Below are 15862 nucleotides of genomic sequence, written 5' to 3' on the forward strand. Positions count from 1 at the left end.
ATGGAAGGGGCCTATCTGTTGTTCCGTGTTTTCTTTTGCCAAAGTTTAAATTATCCCGCCAACTTCACACCGTCGTCTCTGCGTCCCAATGCGGGGGTGTTATCCCTATTTGGTCAGAACAACTGCGAATTCATCGTCCCGGTCGCAGAATTCTGTGCCCGCAACATTTCCGAAAATCTGTTCGAGCTTTAGACCAGCCCCAGACACTTCGTCAGCCAGGCTTTCAGGGGAGAAGTATTGGAGCCAGTTATAGACCGTTTCAGCCTTGCTGTGTTCCGGAAAGATGGAGTACTTGTCCAGTATCACGGCTTCATCGTCATATTTGAATGTGTTGACAAAGGCGTAGTAATCGTCCGTGTGCCAGAAGTGGCCGAGTTGATTTTTTTCGCAGAACTTTGCCTCTTTCCGGCCCCTGTAGGCGGTCATGGAGTACACGTCCAGGAGAACAGCGCCGCTATTGGCAAGGCTGTCACGCCATATGGTGAGCAGTTGCTGGCGCTGTGCCGGGCTCAATGCGCAGTAATCGCACATGATCATCGTGATGAGATCAAACTGCTCATCTGTCCGGAAATCGAGGTAATTGCCATGCATGTAGTTGATAGGTGTTCCTGTGTGCTGCGCTTGCGCACGCGCATGCCTGATAGAATTCAATGAAAAATCGATGCCGGTGACCTGTGCGCCCGATCGTGCAAAGCGGGAGGTGTAGAGACCTGGTCCGCATCCAAAGTCGCACACCGATTTTCCCTTGCGGAGGTTGAAGTGGTTCGCAATCCACCTGGACGATTGTTCCAGAAACCCGGAATTGCGTGAAGAAACGTCTATTGCGCCGTCAAGATGAAACCGCAGCATGTTTTTTGAGCGGTGCTCATTTGTCCAGAGTTCTTCAGCGGTATAGACGCTGAAGGGATCAGGCCGTTTGTAAATTTCCTGAAGTTCACCGAACACTCGAATTTGCCCCCTCGGCCATACCACTGCTTCCGAGCCATAAACGGCTGCGATCCTAGTTCACAGGCGGCTATTTAGAAAAACCAGGCTCAACCCTGGCAGTCAACAGAGTGACTAGAAGCTGCTGTGGCTTGGATCGGCGTTGTCCAAACCGGAACACTGGCGGTGTTCGGTGGTGGTGATGGCGGTTCCGTTCTGAACACGCTATTTGCATCACAATAGCTCCGTTGATGTCTGAAACCACATATAACTGGAGACGGCGGGCCGGTTTCGCTGGGCGTCTAACCAAGTTGCAACCAATACCGTTTATGGATGAGGCCAGCTTGGTACCCACAACAATTGCAGGCGGCGTCCGTCTGCAATGCGGTCAGGAGGCGAGATGACGGTCAAAAACGAAACGGAAATGTTGATTTTCGTTTTGCTGGTGACTTTTGTTTCCGTTGCCGCCTCTTTGCTGTTGACTTGGATCTTCGCGCCGAACGGCTTGGAGACAGCCGCGCTCATTCCGGCCGTAACAGTGCCGTTGCTGGTTGCACCTGTCACAACTCTCTGGGTCGGGAAACTGATGTTGCGCATTCACAAGCTCAACGAACAGCTCGCCCATCTTGTGCGACATGATCAAATGACCGGCCTGCTGACAAGAGTTGCCTTCCTAGAGGAATTTGAACAATCCGGCCAGACGAATACGGGCTTTGTCATGGTGCTCGATATCGACAGGTTCAAGGAGATCAACGACACACACGGGCACCTTGCAGGCGATCTCATCATTCGCGAGGTTGCAAATATCCTCAAGGACAACACCCGTCCTGACGGTTCTGCGGCGCGTTTTGGCGGGGAAGAGTTCGTGACGTTCTATCCTGATACGAGCATTCAGCATGCTGAAATGCGGGCCGAGGCCATTCGCTGCGCTGTTGAAAGGCAGGACGTTCTGGTTTCCGGCAGGGAACTGAACTGCACCGTGTCCGTCGGTCTGGAAGTTTTCGACGGCTCACGGCCATTGGTTGAGGTCCTGCAATCTGCGGATGAAGCTTTGTACAAAGCGAAAGAAACCGGGCGTAACAGGGTGGTTCGCAGCACGAATACAGACGTTCATGATGCCCGGGTAACTGCCTGACAAAACGAACCTGGTCCCTACACATTTGGCACTTCCAGCCTATCGCAAAAGCAAAACCGGAACCGGCCGGCGCAACGATGCCAACGCCTCTGGGCGAACTTACCAAAACTCCCACTGGTGACAGCGGGACAGGCTTTTCCGTCATAGGTGATCGCTGTCCGGACAAGCACCTCCAACGGCTGGGCAGGGAAATGGGGTGACAAGAGCGGAAGCGCTGCAGCCGAAGGAAAAAACGCCCGCAACTCAATCCTCATAGGGACGGGGAGGGAACTTATTGCACATATTTAGACGAGTTTTCGAGGTAATGCACTTTAAAGGTGTGTTGACCTGCCAGAGTTGCGGAAAAGTCTGCTCCTGTTTTTAACCTCTTGTCAGTTTTGCATTAACGAAATTTCCGTTACGGTAGATATCGGTGATGTTCAGCCCTCGGTTGCGGAGCAGTTATTTGGCTTTTCGGATCTTGGCATGTCTTTCCGGAATGTGGCTGTCCTTGGTGTTTGGCGGCTTAAGCCTTGCCGACGAGAACAGATTGCTGATCGTTGGCTTTTCAACCCCGCCATATCTTTCAATCGGCCCGGATGACGAGCCGCGCGGACTGCTTGTTGATCTGGTCAAAACAGCTGCAGCGGAATCGGACGTTCAGGTCCATTTTGAAGTAACCAGCTGGCCCCGCGCTCAGCTCGAGGTGCGCAAGGGCGCGGCGGACCTTATTTTTCCGGTGGTTTACACACCGGAACGGGAGGATTGGCTCAACTATCCAACCAATCCAATCACCCAATTTGAAATGATGATTTTCGCGAGGAAAAACCCGTCCTACGATTTCACCGGTGACGTAACCCAATTGCACGGTCTGTCCATTGGAAAAATTGCAAGCGGGCGCATGCATCCAAATTTCCGGGCGCTTGAAGAGAGTGGCAAGACCCGGATCGCGTCACGGGACAGCCTGGAGGAATTGCTGACTGCGGTGCATCTTGAAAGGCTCGATGGTTTCGTTGCGCCGCATCTCATGACGATTGAGGAAGCACATCGGATCGATCTGGACACAGTCGCTCCCTTTGCCCAGCCGGTTGGCGTGTCAGATATCTATCTCGCGTTTTCGAAAAACAGTACGAAAACTGAAGCGTGGAACCGGCTCCAGCAGAATTTGCCGCGTCTTGATCAGGCGAGAGCCGATTTCCTTCTGTCCATGACAGAGACCGACAACTGATGTCGTCATAAATAGGAGTCCGAGGCCAGGTAGCGCCAATGCGCTTCCATCGCGGGGATTTAAGCGCGTTTGCGGATAGATTGCAGACGGTCGGAATTCAGTGCTTCACCAATGGATATGCAGCAGTCCGGAATGTCTTTCGCCGGATGCGGGCGGGCGCAGAAATAACCCTGCAGGCTGTCGCATTCCAAACCCACCGTTAGCAGGTATTCGCCTTCAGTCTCCGCACCTTCCGCAACGACCCTGAGGCCAAGGCTTTTGCCGAGCCCGACAATTGCTTGATACAGCTGCTTCTTTTGCGGGTAGAGGTCCGCATCCTGAAGAAAAGCGCGATCAATCTTGAGTTCCTGAAACGGCAGCTTATGCAGGTAGCTCAAGGACGAGTATCCTGATCCGAAATCGTCCAGCGACAACAAAACCCCAGTTGCTTGAAGTTCAAAGAGGAGATCGAGAACTAGCCGTTCGCTGGTATCGACAAATACGTTCTCGGTGACTTCAAGGCACAGCGTGTTTGGCGGCAGCTGGTACCGTTGGAGGATTTTCCTGACGTTGCTTGCAAAGTTTGGTTGCTGAAACTCTATCGGAGACACATTGACCGAGATGTGCCCGAATTCAAACCCGGATGTGAGCCAATGTGCCGCCTGCCGGCAGGCTTCGTCGAGCACGTAATGACCAAGATCGATGATCAGGCCGGTCTTTTCTGCAAGGGGAATGAAGTCACAGGGCGGTATCCAGTTGCCTTGGCCGTCCCGCCATCGGATCAGCGATTCCAGACCGACCAGACTGCCGTTGGCAGGATTTACTTGCGGCTGATAGTGGAGTTCCAATTGTCCTGTAGCGAGCGCCGTTCTGAGGCGGGTTTCCAGAAGCATTTCGCTTTGAACCCGGTCATTGAGCGGTTCGGAGAAGAACATATGCTGTTGGTGGGCGGCTTCCTTGGCGGCCCTCAGGGCAATGCCGGCAACCCGATGGGCGGTTTCGACATCGTGGGCATCTTGAGGCAGCAATGCGATGCCAATGAGCGGATCGACCCGGATCTCGCCTTCGTCCAGTTGGAACGGATTAGACAGGACGTCAATAATACGGCCTGCGAAGTCAGCGGAAAGTTCGCCGCTTTCCTCGAGCGGGAGAAGAATACAAAAGTCATCGGCTGAAATTCTGGAGACCTTGGCGCTTTCCCCAAAAAGGCGGCGGAGGCGGGTATAGGTCTGCATCAGGACACGGTTGCCTGCCTTCTGTCCGAAGGTATCATTGATTTTTGCAAAGCCGATAAAGTCCAGCTGGATCAGGGCCGTTTTCCTGTTGTCAACGGCTGCGCTTTCCAGAGCGTCAGCGAGATCTGCAAAGTACTTCGTACGGTTGCCGCCTGTTGTGACCGGATCGACATAGGCCAGCTTATGGAGGCGTTCCTGAAGCTCGGTTACCCTGGCTAGGCCGTGCGCAAGGTCGCCTATTTCATCTGGACGGTCCGCACAGGGAAAAGAGGCCTGAGGCTGACCGGAGGCAAGCCTATGGGCGGCGGCGGCGAGACGGCGCAAAGGCATCATCTGGTTGCGCAGCAAGATCCCGCCCACGAGCATGACGGCAAAGAGAACCACTGCGGCTGCTGTGAAAAGGCGCCTGCTGAGCCGGTTTTGCGCCACCGTCAGATCATCGGCCCAGCCAACATCAACGGCTGCTGCTCCCTTCAGGGCACGATCGCCATCGACGATCGGCATTAAATAAGCAAGGCGTAGCCGACCTTGAACAGGGACGTTCCCAATGAATGGAGCGCCGTTTAAGAGGTTTGAATACGCAGGGTGGCCAGGTTTGATGGCAAAAGGTGGTGGCATGCTGCCGTCCGGCTTGCGGAAAGTCGTTGCAATCCGGTCGAACAAACCAGTCTTTTCTGAGTAGCTGAAGATGTTAGCCGCACCCTGGTTGCTCTTGCCAATGGCCAGAACAAGTTCATCAAACAATGCATTTGGATGCAGGTCTGCCGGACCGTTGTAGAGTGCGGTCAAGGTCAGGACTTGCGGCGTGCCGTTTTCGTCGCTTGTGGGGTCGATTGCGCGGTCTGTGCCATACCGGATCACTGCCGCTGCGGTCTTGGCCGCGCGGTCAATACGAATGGTCGAATTTTCTTCGGTCGTCCTTGCTATTTCAAAATAACTGATACCGGAAACAAGGCCGATGCTAAGCAAAACAGCAACGCCCAGGATCAGGCTGATTCGGACCACCAACGAGTGCATTCCAAAACGTGTTATGGCAGCTATCCTTGTCAAATTCGCGCGCAGCGAGCCCGCGGTGCAGACAACACGCAAGGGTAAACTTCAAACGCTACGGAAATCTGAATCGATTGGTCCAATTTTAAACTAAACGGCGTAGGTGTCGGACAACCCTAGCGAATTCCGTAATGTGAACTCGGAGTTACACAGATCAACCGGGGGAAGAGGGCTGCAAAGCATTGGAAATTGTCGGCAATAACGGTAGGACATTGAACTGTGTGTCTCTGCGGAGCGCGCGCAATATGGGCTTTGGGGTGCGTTCCGCTTGATTTCACTCAGACCAGTTTTGAACGTTCTTGGGTTTTTGTATGTCGGTCTTGCGACCGCCATGCTCGTCCCAGCCATCATCGACGTCGCGCAGAAGAATGCAGATTGGCAGGCGTTCGTCTTTTCTGCCTTGCTAACCGGCATGTTTGGCATGCTGTTGTCGCTGTCCATGGGCGGATCGCTTAAGGAGGGTCTCGACACTCGGCAGACCTTCATTTTGACGACACTTGCCTGGGCAACACTACCGGCCTTTGGAGCCTTGCCTTTTCTTTGGCTTGGGATCGGCTACGCAGACGCCGTGTTTGAAGCGGTCTCAGGTTTTACCACGACCGGCTCCACTGTATTGACCGGTCTGGATGGTTTGCCGCCCGGATTGCTGGTCTGGCGGTCGATCATGCAATGGATGGGCGGCGTCGGCATTATCGTTATGGCGATCGTCTTGCTGCCGTTCCTGCGCATTGGCGGGATGCAGCTGTTTCAAAGCGAGAGCTCCGACCGGTCAGAAAAGATCGTCAGCCGCTCTGTTGAACTGATCCGGCTGTTAGGGCTGGCCTACCTGTTCCTTACCGTCTTGTGTATCGCCGCTTATTTGGCAACGGGCATGGGGCTCTTCGATGCGTTCAACCATGCTTTGACAACGATCGCGACGGGCGGGTACTCGACCCATGACCTGTCCTTCGGGTATTTCCAGAACCATTCGTCTGCTTGGGTCGCCATTGTTTTCATGATCATCGGCGCGATGCCGTTTGTGTTGATCATTCAGGCGCTCCGCGGGCAACCGCTTCTTTTGTGGCGGGATCCGCAGGTCCGAGTACTCCTCGGATTTCTTGCGATCGTTTCCCTGGCCCTCACGGTTCATCTTGGCGTCAAGATGGATTTTGATTTCGACGAGGCCTTGGTCAAGGCAACTTTCACGGTGGTCTCCATTGTGACCGGAACCGGCTACGCACTGGGCGATTTCGAACAATGGGGTGCTCCGGTTGTCGGGACCTGCTTCCTACTTATGTTTGTTGGCGGATGTACCGGGTCGACGACCGGCGGCATCAAGATTTTCCGGTTTCTGGTGTTTTTCGGCACGGTCCGCGCCCACTTGCGCCGGATGGTTCGGCCACACCGGATCATGTCGGAAGAATATGCGGGGACCCGGCTGACCCCGGAGCTGTCCTTCTCGGTCTTGGCGTTTCTGGTGGTCTATCTGGGGTCTGTCGGTGTGATCACCGTAGCCTTGTCGTTCTTCGATCTTGACTTGGTGACAGCGATTTCGGCTGCTGCGACGTCTGTCGGCAACGTGGGTCCGGGACTCGGGCCGATGATCGGGCCGGCGGGGCATTTCGCGCCATTGCCGGATGGGGCCAAATGGCTCCTGTCCTTTGCCATGCTTGTTGGCCGTTTGGAGCTGTTCACGGTTTTGGTTCTGCTCGACCCGGATTTCTGGTCGAAGTAACCCACTCTGATCGTTTGCGTATCACTTCAGGAAGTCATTCATGCAGTTTTCTGTCCCCCTTGTCAGCGGCCGCCTCGTCAAGCGCTATAAGCGGTTTCTGGCGGATGTCGTTCTCGATGAAACCGGCGAAGAGGTTACGGCCCACTGTGCCAATCCGGGGTCGATGTTGGGCCTGAAGGAACCTGGATCCCGGGTCTGGTTGTCGCCGTCCGACAATCCGAAGCGGAAACTGAAATATTCTTGGGAAGTGATTGAAGCCGATGGTGCGTTGGTCGGCATCAACACCGCCCATCCGAACAAGTTGGTAGAAGAAGCCCTGGTGGCGGGCCGCATTCAGGGGTTGGCGGGTTTTGAAACCCTGCGCCGGGAAGTGAAATACGGCAAGAATTCCCGGATCGACATTCTGTTGGAGCAGGCGGATGGCTCCAAGATTTACGTTGAAGTGAAGAACGTGCACCTGATGCGGGAACCCGGTCTTGCCGAGTTTCCGGACAGCGTGACAGCCCGCGGAGCGAAGCATCTGGTCGAGCTTGGAGATATGGTTGCGGAAGGTCACCGGTCGGCGATGGTGTTTCTGGTTCAGCGTCCTGACTGCGATACGCTTTCACTCGCCTCTGACATTGATCCAAACTATGCCGAGGCTTTCAAAACTGCCAAGGCCGCGGGTGTTGAAGCCTATGCCATCGGCTGCGATGTCCGCCTCGACGGGATAGATGCTGTGAAGGATGTCGCGATCAACGATTGACCGAAACCCTCCGCCTGGGCCCTTAAACCTGATAGACCGTGATCGGAGTTCCCTCCGGCACGCGGTTGTAAAGGTCAATCACGTCCTGCTGAAGCATACGGACGCAGCCGGACGAGGCGGCTTTGCCGATTGACCAGGTTTCCGATGTGCCGTGGATCCTGTAAAGCGTATCCTTGTTGCCTTCAAAGATGTAAAGCGCCCGCGCGCCAAGGGGATTGTCCAACCCCGGGTCCATCCCGTTCTTGTATTTGGCAAGTTTCGGCTGGCGTTTGATCATGTCGGCGGGCGGGGTCCAGGTTGGCCAGGCTTTTTTCCGGGCGATCCGCGCCCGCCCGCCCCAGGCAAAGCCGTCACGCCCGATGCCGACCCCATAACGCATTGCCTTTCCGTCCCCCATCGCCAGGTACAAGAAGCGCTCATGGGTCTCCACAACGATGGAGCCTGGTTGCGCGGAGGAGTTGTAGTCGACGACCTGCCTGTAAAATTTCGGATCGATCTTGGAAATGTCGACGGCTGGAATAGGAAAACGCTCCTGCGGTCTGGCCGCATACATCTGCACATAATCTGTCGAGACCGGCTTGGTCAGGCTCGGCTTGGGTGGCAGTTTGGCAGTCGAGTTTCCCGAACAGCCGGTTGCGATCGCAGCTGCTGCCGAAATCAAGAATGTGCGTCTGTCCAGCATGCCGGATTCCGTTTGGCTTTTGCGAGAATCATCGTGAGGCTTCCAAAAACATAAACGGCCGGTTGAACCTCTCGGTCAACCAGCCGTCGAATGGATCTCAGGATAATCCGCGAATTGTGATGCGGACTGCCTGAAATCAGCCTGCCGTGTCTTTGGAAAGCGGCGGCTGGAATTGCCAGCCCATATCCCACGGGAAATAGATCCAGGTATCCTGGGAGACTTCGGTGATGAAGGTGTCGACCATCGGAACGCCAACCGGCTTGGCGTAGACAGTTGCAAAATGTGCTTTCGGCAGCATCTCCCGGACCACTTTCATGGTCTTGCCGGTGTCGACGAGATCGTCGATGACAAGAACACCGCTGCCTTCGCCGTCCTCCAGATCGATTACCTTCGGATCAACGGGTTTGATAACTTCCAGACGACCCTGGCTGTCATAGTCGTGATAGGATGCGATGCAGACGGTCTCGATGGTGCGGATGCCAAGTTCGCGGGCCACGATACCGGCCGGGACCAGACCGCCGCGGGTAATGCAGACGATGGCCTTCCATTCCCCTTCGCTCGATAGGCGCCAGGCAAGGGCACGCGAATCCCGGTGGAACATGTCCCAGGAGACCGGGAAAGCTTTGTTTTGTGCTGGGTTTTCCATTTCTTTTCCTTCAAGTCATCCAGAGAGATCGTCAACAGCGCGGGCCACATCCTGTGTGGCGGCTGCGAGAATGGTTTCGTCTCTGGATCGAATTACGATCTGTGTGGTGAATTTTCCGTCCGTTGCTTTCGGATAGGACCCAATCAGAGTTTCAGGATGGGCGTCCTGAATGGCGGCCAGGCGTTCGGCAATCCGGCTCTCCGGCATGTTTGCCGCAACCGTTTCAGACAACATCTTCTTGCCCGTTTGCAGCGTCGGCGCCACCGCATCCATCATGGCTTGCATGATCGCGGGTACACCGGCCATGACATGGACGTTGCCAATCCGAAATCCGGGAGCCTTGGACACCTTGTTTTCAATGAGATCCGCCCCTTCCGGGATCCGCGCCATGCGTTGGCGGGCAGGGGTGAACTGACCCGGCGGATAGTGCTTTTCCATGATCGCAACGGCTCGGGGGTCAAGATTCAGCGGCACGTCGAATGCAGCAGCGACGGCCTCGGCGGTGATGTCATCATGGGTCGGCCCTATGCCGCCTGACGTAAAGACATAGGTGTATTTCGCCCGGAGGGCATTCACAGCGCCGACGATTTCGGCCTGAACGTCCGGCACGATCCGAACTTCGCTGAGGTCAATGCCAAGAGCGGTCAGATAGTCAGCGAGAAAGCCGATATTCTTGTCTTTGGTGCGTCCGGACAGGATTTCGTCGCCGATGACAAGAAATGCAGCGGTTACAACGTCATCGGCCTCATCAGCTGTCATGTCAGCGCTCCCTCGATCCGGATGCTTGGCTTTATCGCAGCTTGCGGTCCGGCTCAACCTTTTGCGTCAGAAACTTGGAGCCGCCCCACGATTAAGACGGCGGAAGGCGGTCAGGAGGGCAATGCTTGGTTGGGTTTCCAGCCGTATACATAGTCAAAGCGGGCCGCAAGGCTCTCTGGTTTTGAAAACTTCATCACCATGTCGCGGGCTGTGGCCGGAAGACCGGACATGTGAAACGTTTTCGCATTTTTAAAGCCGGTTTCCTGAATGCGTTCCGCGCGTGGTTTGCGGGTCCGCTCATAGGCTCTCAGAGCCGCTGCGGTGTTTTCCGTTTCAACTGGAAAATGGTTCGCAAGCTCGGCAGCATCTTCGATCGCCATAGCCGCGCCCTGGGCCATATAAGGGAGCATTGCATGGGCCGCGTCGCCGAGGAGGGCAATCTGGCCATGCGTCCAGGGACCACTGGCGTCGACCGTGCACAAGGCCCACTTCAACCAGCGCTCCGGCCCATTCAGCAGATTGCGGATGTCCGTTGGCCAGTCCTTGAATCGGTGCAGGAGTTCGTCCTTGCCGGCTGGTGCCGACCATGTTTCGTCCTGCCAGTCTTCTGTTGCCAGCGCAACGATGTTCAGCTGCTCACCACTGCGGATCGGATAATGGACCAGATGGCTGTCCTTGTGCAGCCACAGCCCGGAATCCTTGCGCCACTTGGCAGGGATTTTGTCGATTGGCAGTGTGGACCTGTAAGCGACCTGACCACTGAAGCGCGCGTTTTTGTGGTTCGGGATCAATCGGCGAACCGTTGACCAGACGCCATCCGCACCGATGAGGGCCTTGCAGTTGAGTGTCCCGGTTGTTTCGCCTGCCTGATATGTACACATCAGGTTGCCGGCATCGCCCGTCTTGGCATCGGTGAGGGCGGTGCCGAGCATCAATTTGATGCCGTCGGTCGCCTCAACCTTTTTCAAAAGCGTGCCCTGAAGATCCGCCCGGTGGATCACAATGAAGGGCTGGCCATGCCGTTCGAGCAAATAAGACCCAAGCCTGACCTTGGAGATCTGATCTCCGGTCTTGCCGGACCAGACCCGAAGATTATCCGGCTGGTGGCCAAGTGCTTTGAGGTCTTGAAGCAGTCCGAAGCCGTCGAGGACCGAACACGCGTTGGGGGAGAGCTGCAGGCCCGCACCCACTTCTGACAGAGCCTTGGCTTTGTCTATGAGCACGATCTCATGGCCGGCCCGGCGCAAGGTCAAAGCGGCGGTCAAGCCGCCGATGCCTGCTCCGGCGATGACGATCGGGGAGGGGGGCGTGCCGGTCTCGCTCATGACAGCTCTGGTCTATCAGGCAGTTTCACGCAGCTTCCGGCACCCAGGTGCAGTCGGAAGGAGACGATTCGTTCGGAGCCAGCGTGGCGTCGTACTTGTAAAGCGTTGAGCAATAGGGGCAGACGACTTCTTTTTCGCTGCCCATATCGAGGAAGACATGCGGGTGATCGAACGGCGGATGGGCGCCGATGCACATGAATTCCTTTGCGCCGATTGCGATGGAATCGTGGCCGCTGGTGTTTTGAAAATGCGGGACGACCTGATCTGCCATGATCACTTCCTCAATTCTTGTGGCGGTTGCGCCAAGCTCTTTTGGCCGGACCATACCGATTTGATGCCCGGTTGAACAGAGGCAACCTTGCCGCGGTCACCAACCAAACTGTGGCTGCCACCCCCGTGGAAATCCGGCTTTGCCAATTGAGATCATTCTCAGTACAGTGGTTGAAATTCGGGTTTTACGTTTACGTAAGAGGAAGTTTTATGCCGGTCTTTGAGCAGGATGGTGTTCAGATTGCCTATCTGGACGAGGGCGAAGGGGATCCGATCCTGTTGATCCACGGCTTTGCCTCCAACAAGGCGGTCAACTGGCAGAACACGGGCTGGGTCGATCTTTTCATCAAGGAAGGCCGCCGCGTGATCGCGCTCGACAACAGGGGCCATGGGGACAGCCAAAAATTCCACGACCCGGAGGCCTACGGTGCTCCGATGATGGCGGAAGACGCCCGGAAACTGCTCGACCATCTTGGGATCGAGCAGACCGATGTCATGGGCTATTCGATGGGGGCCCGGATCTGTGCGTTTTTGACGCTTAATCATCCGCAGCGGGTCAAACGAGCCATTTTCAGCGGGCTTGGCTATGGCATGATCGAAGGGGTGGGGGACCCGGAGCCGATTGCCGCTGCGCTCGAGGCTGACCGCCTGCAGGACGTCACGGACCGGACAGGCCGGGCGTTCCGTGCGTTTGCCGAACAGACCAAATCCGACCGCTTGGCCCTTGCGGCTTGCATGCGCTCTTCGCGTCAGAAGATCAGCGAAGACGATATTGCACGCATCGAACGGCCGGTTTTGGTGGCTGTTGGAACCCGGGATGACATTGCCGGTTCGCCGCACAAATTGGCTGCGTTGATGCAGCATGCAGACGTGCTGGAGATCCCTGGGCGGGATCACATGGTGGCCGTCGGAGACAAGGTTCACAAGCAAGGGGTCCTGGCGTTTTTGAACAACGTCGATGCTTGACCGGCGGTTTTACGCCAGCTTGTACGTGCAGATTGGGAGGAGACATGAACGCAAAACGGATCGAATTCAAAGGGGCGGAACAAAACGCCTTGATTGCCGATCAATATGGGACAGGTGGCCAGCCGGTGATCCTGCTGCACGGCGGCGGGCAGACGCGCCATTCGTGGGCCGCGGCGGCGGAACGGATCGCAGCGCTTGGACATGTTGTTTATTCGGTCGACCAGCGGGGCCACGGCGAAAGTGCTTGGGTTCCGTCCGGCAACTACATGTTCGCAGATTTTGCCAAGGATCTTGTCGCGCTCTGCCGCCAGGTGATCGCAAAGCATGGGGCGAAACCGGTTGTGGTTGGCGCGTCGCTCGGTGGTTTTGCGGGCATGCTGGCGGAAGGTGCTGAAGCGCCGGGAAATCAAGCCGCGCTTGTTCTGGTCGACATCACGCCGCGTGTCGATATGGATGGGGTCTACAAAATCCTTGGCTTTATGGGAGACAAGGTCGAAGAAGGTTTCGGCACGGTTGAAGAGGCGGCAGATGCCATCGCCCGGTATTTGCCAAACCGCGCAAGGCCGAAGGACCTTTCGGGCTTGTCTAAAAATCTGCGCTTGCATGCCGATGGCCGGTACCGCTGGCATTGGGACCCTGCGTTTCTGAAGGTGCGGGAACACTCAGATGCAGAGATCACAAAACGGGTCCAGGCCGGCATGATCAAGGCGGCGGAAAACCTCAAAGTACCCGTGCTTCTCTTGCGCGGTCGGAACTCTGAGCTGGTGTCCATGGCGCATGTGGAAGAATTCCTAGACTGCGTGCCCCATGCCAAGTTCACCGACATTCAGGACGCCGGTCACATGGTTGCTGGCGACAAGAACGACGTTTTCGCCCAGGCAGTGGAAGAGTTTCTCACCGACCTGAAATCCGAAGCGCTGATTGCTTGAGTGGAAATTTGTCAGTTATTTGAATCTGGTGGCGGGAATGCTTCATCGGTTGATTCACAATCCCGTCTATCTTTGTTTTAGATTCAAGCTTCTGGGGTAAAGGCCTCTTTCCATTGAGAAAATTCCGGTTCAGTGCCCCGTGAAAACAGGCTTGCGCTTCTCAAGGAAGGCGCGGCAGCCTTCGGCGTAGTCGGCGCTGTCGACACAGGTGCGGGCCATCGTTTGGGCGGCGCTCAAGTCAGCCGCTGCACTTGCCGATGCCAGAAGATTGATGGTTGTCTTGGCCGCTTTCAGGGACAGCGGTGCATTTTGTTCAAAGTGGCGGCACAGCTCAGCAATCCGGTCATCCAGCGCGCCTGCTTCGTGAACCTCATCGATGAGGCCGATCTGCAGGGCGGTCTCGGCGGAGAGGCGTTCGGCCGTGAACAACAGCTTTTTCGCATTGGACGGGGATACGGCCTCGATCAGGTCCGCAACCGCGTCCGGTGGGTAGGCGAGGCCAAGGCGGGCTGCTGGAATGGAGAAAAAGGCGGTGTCCGATGCGATCCGAAGATCGCAGGCCAGCGCCAACCCGAGGCCGCCACCAAGGCACGGGCCTTCGATGGCCGCGACGACCGGAACAGGCAGGGTTTTCAAGGCCCGGAAGGCCGCGACATTGACCGTATCATAATGGGCGGCCTTGTCAGCGGTTGATCGGACAGCCTCAAATTCGGCAATGTCCGCGCCCGCACAAAAGGCCTTGCCACCGGCGCCGCGCACGATCAGGGCGCGCAGGCCGGCGTTGTCGCGGAGCGGTTCGAGCAATTTGGGAATGCGGGCCCAGCCTGCCAGGGGCAGGGCATTTTTGCGGTCTGGAGCATTCAGGATCAATTCGGCAATCTGACCGGAAACACGCAAGAATGGATTGGTATCTTCGGACTGAGACGGGGATTGATCGGATCTCATGTGAACCTCAGGAGCTTTGCAAAAGGGCGGGTGCCGGATTATTGATCGTAAAAAAACGATTCATTAGAGTGATTGATATCTGATATGAGCAAGTTTTGTTTGGAATATCACGCACAGCGCCTATTTTAGAAGACCATGTGAAGTGGGCTTAAAAAGGAGACAGTCCATGTCGACCCCGGTACGCCAACCTGGCGAAGATCGCGTGATGAAGCACGATCCCGTCTGGCAGCAGTTGCGCGACGAAGCCCAGGCGATGGTGGCGGCAGAGCCAGCCTTGTCGTCCTTTGTCTATGAGACGGTGCTAAATCACGACAGCCTGGAAGAGGCTGTGGTTCACCGCTTGGGCGACCGCCTGGGGCGGGACATCGTTTCTGCGTCGCTTATTCGCCAGACCTATCTGGAAGCGCTGGCGGACGAGCCGGAGCTTGCCGAGATTTTCCGGGTGGACATCGTCGCGGTGTTCGATCGTGATCCGGCATGCTTCCGCTATCTTGAGCCCGTTCTTTATTTCAAGGGCTTTCATGGCCTTCAAACGCACCGGCTGGCCAATTGGCTTTGGCGCAAAGGCCGCAAGGACTTCGCTCTTTATCTGCAGAGCCGCTGCTCGGAAGTGTTCCAGATCGACATTCACCCGGCCGTTCCGGTTGGGCGCGGGATCTTTATCGACCATGGCACCGGCATTGTTGTCGGCGGCACCGCTGTGATTGAGGACGACGTCTCCATTCTGCAAGGTGTGACGCTGGGCGGCACGGGGAAGGAAGACGGCGACCGGCATCCGAAGATCCGGCACGGCGTTTTGCTTGGCGCTGGCGCTAACGTGCTCGGCAATCTGGAGATCGGGCATTGCAGCCGGATTGCATCCGGCTCTGTTGTTCTTACCGATGTCCCGGCGAACACCACAGTTGCAGGTGTTCCGGCGAAGATCGTTGGGAAGGCCGGGTGTCCGGAGCCAGCCCGTAGCATGAACCAGCTCCTGGGTGAGTAGGGTGTGGCCAGTATGAAGGAAGACGGGGAAAGCTGATCGAAAAGGTTTGGCATTTCCCGGCTCTCTTGTAGGGTCCGCACCACGACTGATGGATATGGCGAACGACAAGGAGAGAGCCACGTGAACCCCGAAGAAATCCGCAAGCTTGAAGCCTATCTGCGTAAAAAGTTCGATCTTCCGAGCATGCAGGTCCGGGCGCGTCCGAAAAAGGACGATTCCGCGGAGGTCTATATCGGTGAGGAATTCATCGGTGTTATCTTCCGTGATGACGAAGATGAAGACCTGAGCTGGAACTTCCAGATGGCCATTCTCGAGATCGATCTCGACGAAGTGTAAGGCTCATCAGATAGTTTTCTAAAGGGCGGC

The 15862-nt window shown here is 56.2% G+C and carries 16 protein-coding genes; 8 read left to right on the top strand and 8 right to left on the bottom strand.

Translation table 11 applies throughout. The features are described from left to right. Positions 1 to 105: 105 nt before the first annotated feature. Positions 106 to 945, bottom strand: a complete 840-nt coding sequence (locus ACQY4Z_RS21015) for a class I SAM-dependent methyltransferase (protein ID WP_428524544.1) — start codon at positions 943 to 945, stop codon at positions 106 to 108. A 379-nt stretch (positions 946 to 1324) separates the two neighbouring features. On the opposite strand from ACQY4Z_RS21015, the gene ACQY4Z_RS21020 reads away from it, so the two are divergent. Both ACQY4Z_RS21020 and ACQY4Z_RS21025 read left to right on the top strand, forming a co-directional pair. After that, the gene (locus ACQY4Z_RS21020) at positions 1325 to 2059 is read left to right on the top strand and encodes a GGDEF domain-containing protein (RefSeq protein ID WP_428524546.1); all 735 of its coding nucleotides are present in this window, start codon (positions 1325 to 1327) and stop codon (positions 2057 to 2059) included. A gap of 445 nt (positions 2060 to 2504) precedes the next feature. Further along, positions 2505 to 3266 (top strand): substrate-binding periplasmic protein, encoded by a 762-nt coding sequence (locus ACQY4Z_RS21025; protein ID WP_428524548.1) that lies wholly within the window; start codon positions 2505 to 2507, stop codon positions 3264 to 3266. 59 nt (positions 3267 to 3325) lie between these two features. On the opposite strand, the gene ACQY4Z_RS21030 is transcribed toward ACQY4Z_RS21025, so the two are convergent. Next, entirely contained in the window at positions 3326 to 5485 is a 2160-nt protein-coding gene (locus tag ACQY4Z_RS21030; protein ID WP_428524550.1) for an EAL domain-containing protein, read from the bottom strand. Positions 5486 to 5819: 334 nt separating this feature from the next. Between ACQY4Z_RS21030 and ACQY4Z_RS21035 the strand changes: the two genes are divergently transcribed. Next, positions 5820 to 7244: a TrkH family potassium uptake protein gene (locus tag ACQY4Z_RS21035; RefSeq protein WP_008192452.1), complete on the top strand. Its 1425-nt coding sequence runs from the start codon at positions 5820 to 5822 to the stop codon at positions 7242 to 7244. 40 nt (positions 7245 to 7284) lie between these two features. Beyond that, positions 7285 to 7989, top strand: a complete 705-nt coding sequence (gene sfsA, locus ACQY4Z_RS21040; protein WP_428524552.1) for a DNA/RNA nuclease SfsA — start codon at positions 7285 to 7287, stop codon at positions 7987 to 7989. Positions 7990 to 8011: 22 nt separating this feature from the next. Here the strand turns inward: sfsA and ACQY4Z_RS21045 are convergent, their stop codons facing one another. The 5 genes from ACQY4Z_RS21045 to ACQY4Z_RS21065 form a co-directional block, all read right to left on the bottom strand. Beyond that, positions 8012 to 8671 carry a L,D-transpeptidase gene (locus ACQY4Z_RS21045; protein WP_428524554.1) on the bottom strand — a complete coding sequence of 220 codons (660 nt, stop codon included), beginning with the start codon at positions 8669 to 8671 and terminating at the stop codon, positions 8012 to 8014. A gap of 136 nt (positions 8672 to 8807) precedes the next feature. Beyond that, positions 8808 to 9317 (bottom strand): xanthine phosphoribosyltransferase, encoded by a 510-nt coding sequence (gene gpt / locus ACQY4Z_RS21050; protein WP_428524556.1) that lies wholly within the window; start codon positions 9315 to 9317, stop codon positions 8808 to 8810. Positions 9318 to 9332: 15 nt separating this feature from the next. Beyond that, positions 9333 to 10076, bottom strand: a complete 744-nt coding sequence (locus tag ACQY4Z_RS21055) for a competence/damage-inducible protein A (protein ID WP_428524558.1) — start codon at positions 10074 to 10076, stop codon at positions 9333 to 9335. 110 nt (positions 10077 to 10186) lie between these two features. Continuing rightward, positions 10187 to 11401: an FAD-dependent monooxygenase gene (locus ACQY4Z_RS21060; RefSeq protein ID WP_428524560.1), complete on the bottom strand. Its 1215-nt coding sequence runs from the start codon at positions 11399 to 11401 to the stop codon at positions 10187 to 10189. A gap of 25 nt (positions 11402 to 11426) precedes the next feature. Further along, positions 11427 to 11672 (bottom strand): zinc-finger domain-containing protein, encoded by a 246-nt coding sequence (locus ACQY4Z_RS21065; RefSeq protein ID WP_040452254.1) that lies wholly within the window; start codon positions 11670 to 11672, stop codon positions 11427 to 11429. A 209-nt stretch (positions 11673 to 11881) separates the two neighbouring features. Here ACQY4Z_RS21065 and ACQY4Z_RS21070 point away from each other — a divergent pair, with 209 nt between their 5' ends. Both ACQY4Z_RS21070 and ACQY4Z_RS21075 read left to right on the top strand, forming a co-directional pair. Beyond that, on the top strand, positions 11882 to 12637 hold the full coding sequence (locus ACQY4Z_RS21070; RefSeq protein WP_428524562.1) for an alpha/beta fold hydrolase: 756 nt from the start codon (positions 11882 to 11884) through the stop codon (positions 12635 to 12637). Between the two features lie 44 nt (positions 12638 to 12681). Next, the gene (locus tag ACQY4Z_RS21075) at positions 12682 to 13566 is read left to right on the top strand and encodes an alpha/beta fold hydrolase (protein WP_428524564.1); all 885 of its coding nucleotides are present in this window, start codon (positions 12682 to 12684) and stop codon (positions 13564 to 13566) included. A 129-nt stretch (positions 13567 to 13695) separates the two neighbouring features. Here the strand turns inward: ACQY4Z_RS21075 and ACQY4Z_RS21080 are convergent, their stop codons facing one another. Then, on the bottom strand, positions 13696 to 14511 hold the full coding sequence (locus ACQY4Z_RS21080; RefSeq protein WP_428524566.1) for an enoyl-CoA hydratase-related protein: 816 nt from the start codon (positions 14509 to 14511) through the stop codon (positions 13696 to 13698). Between the two features lie 166 nt (positions 14512 to 14677). Between ACQY4Z_RS21080 and cysE the strand changes: the two genes are divergently transcribed. Together cysE and ACQY4Z_RS21090 are read left to right on the top strand one after the other, a co-directional pair. Next, complete coding sequence (gene cysE / locus ACQY4Z_RS21085; protein ID WP_050775975.1) at positions 14678 to 15496, top strand: serine O-acetyltransferase; 819 nt, start codon at positions 14678 to 14680, stop codon at positions 15494 to 15496. A gap of 120 nt (positions 15497 to 15616) precedes the next feature. After that, positions 15617 to 15832 carry a DUF3126 family protein gene (locus ACQY4Z_RS21090; RefSeq protein WP_008189983.1) on the top strand — a complete coding sequence of 72 codons (216 nt, stop codon included), beginning with the start codon at positions 15617 to 15619 and terminating at the stop codon, positions 15830 to 15832. Positions 15833 to 15862: the final 30 nt, after the last annotated feature.

Origin of the sequence: Roseibium sp. (genome assembly GCF_965276855.1) — a bacterium.
In the GTDB taxonomy this organism is placed as follows: Bacteria; Pseudomonadota; Alphaproteobacteria; order Rhizobiales; family Stappiaceae; genus Roseibium.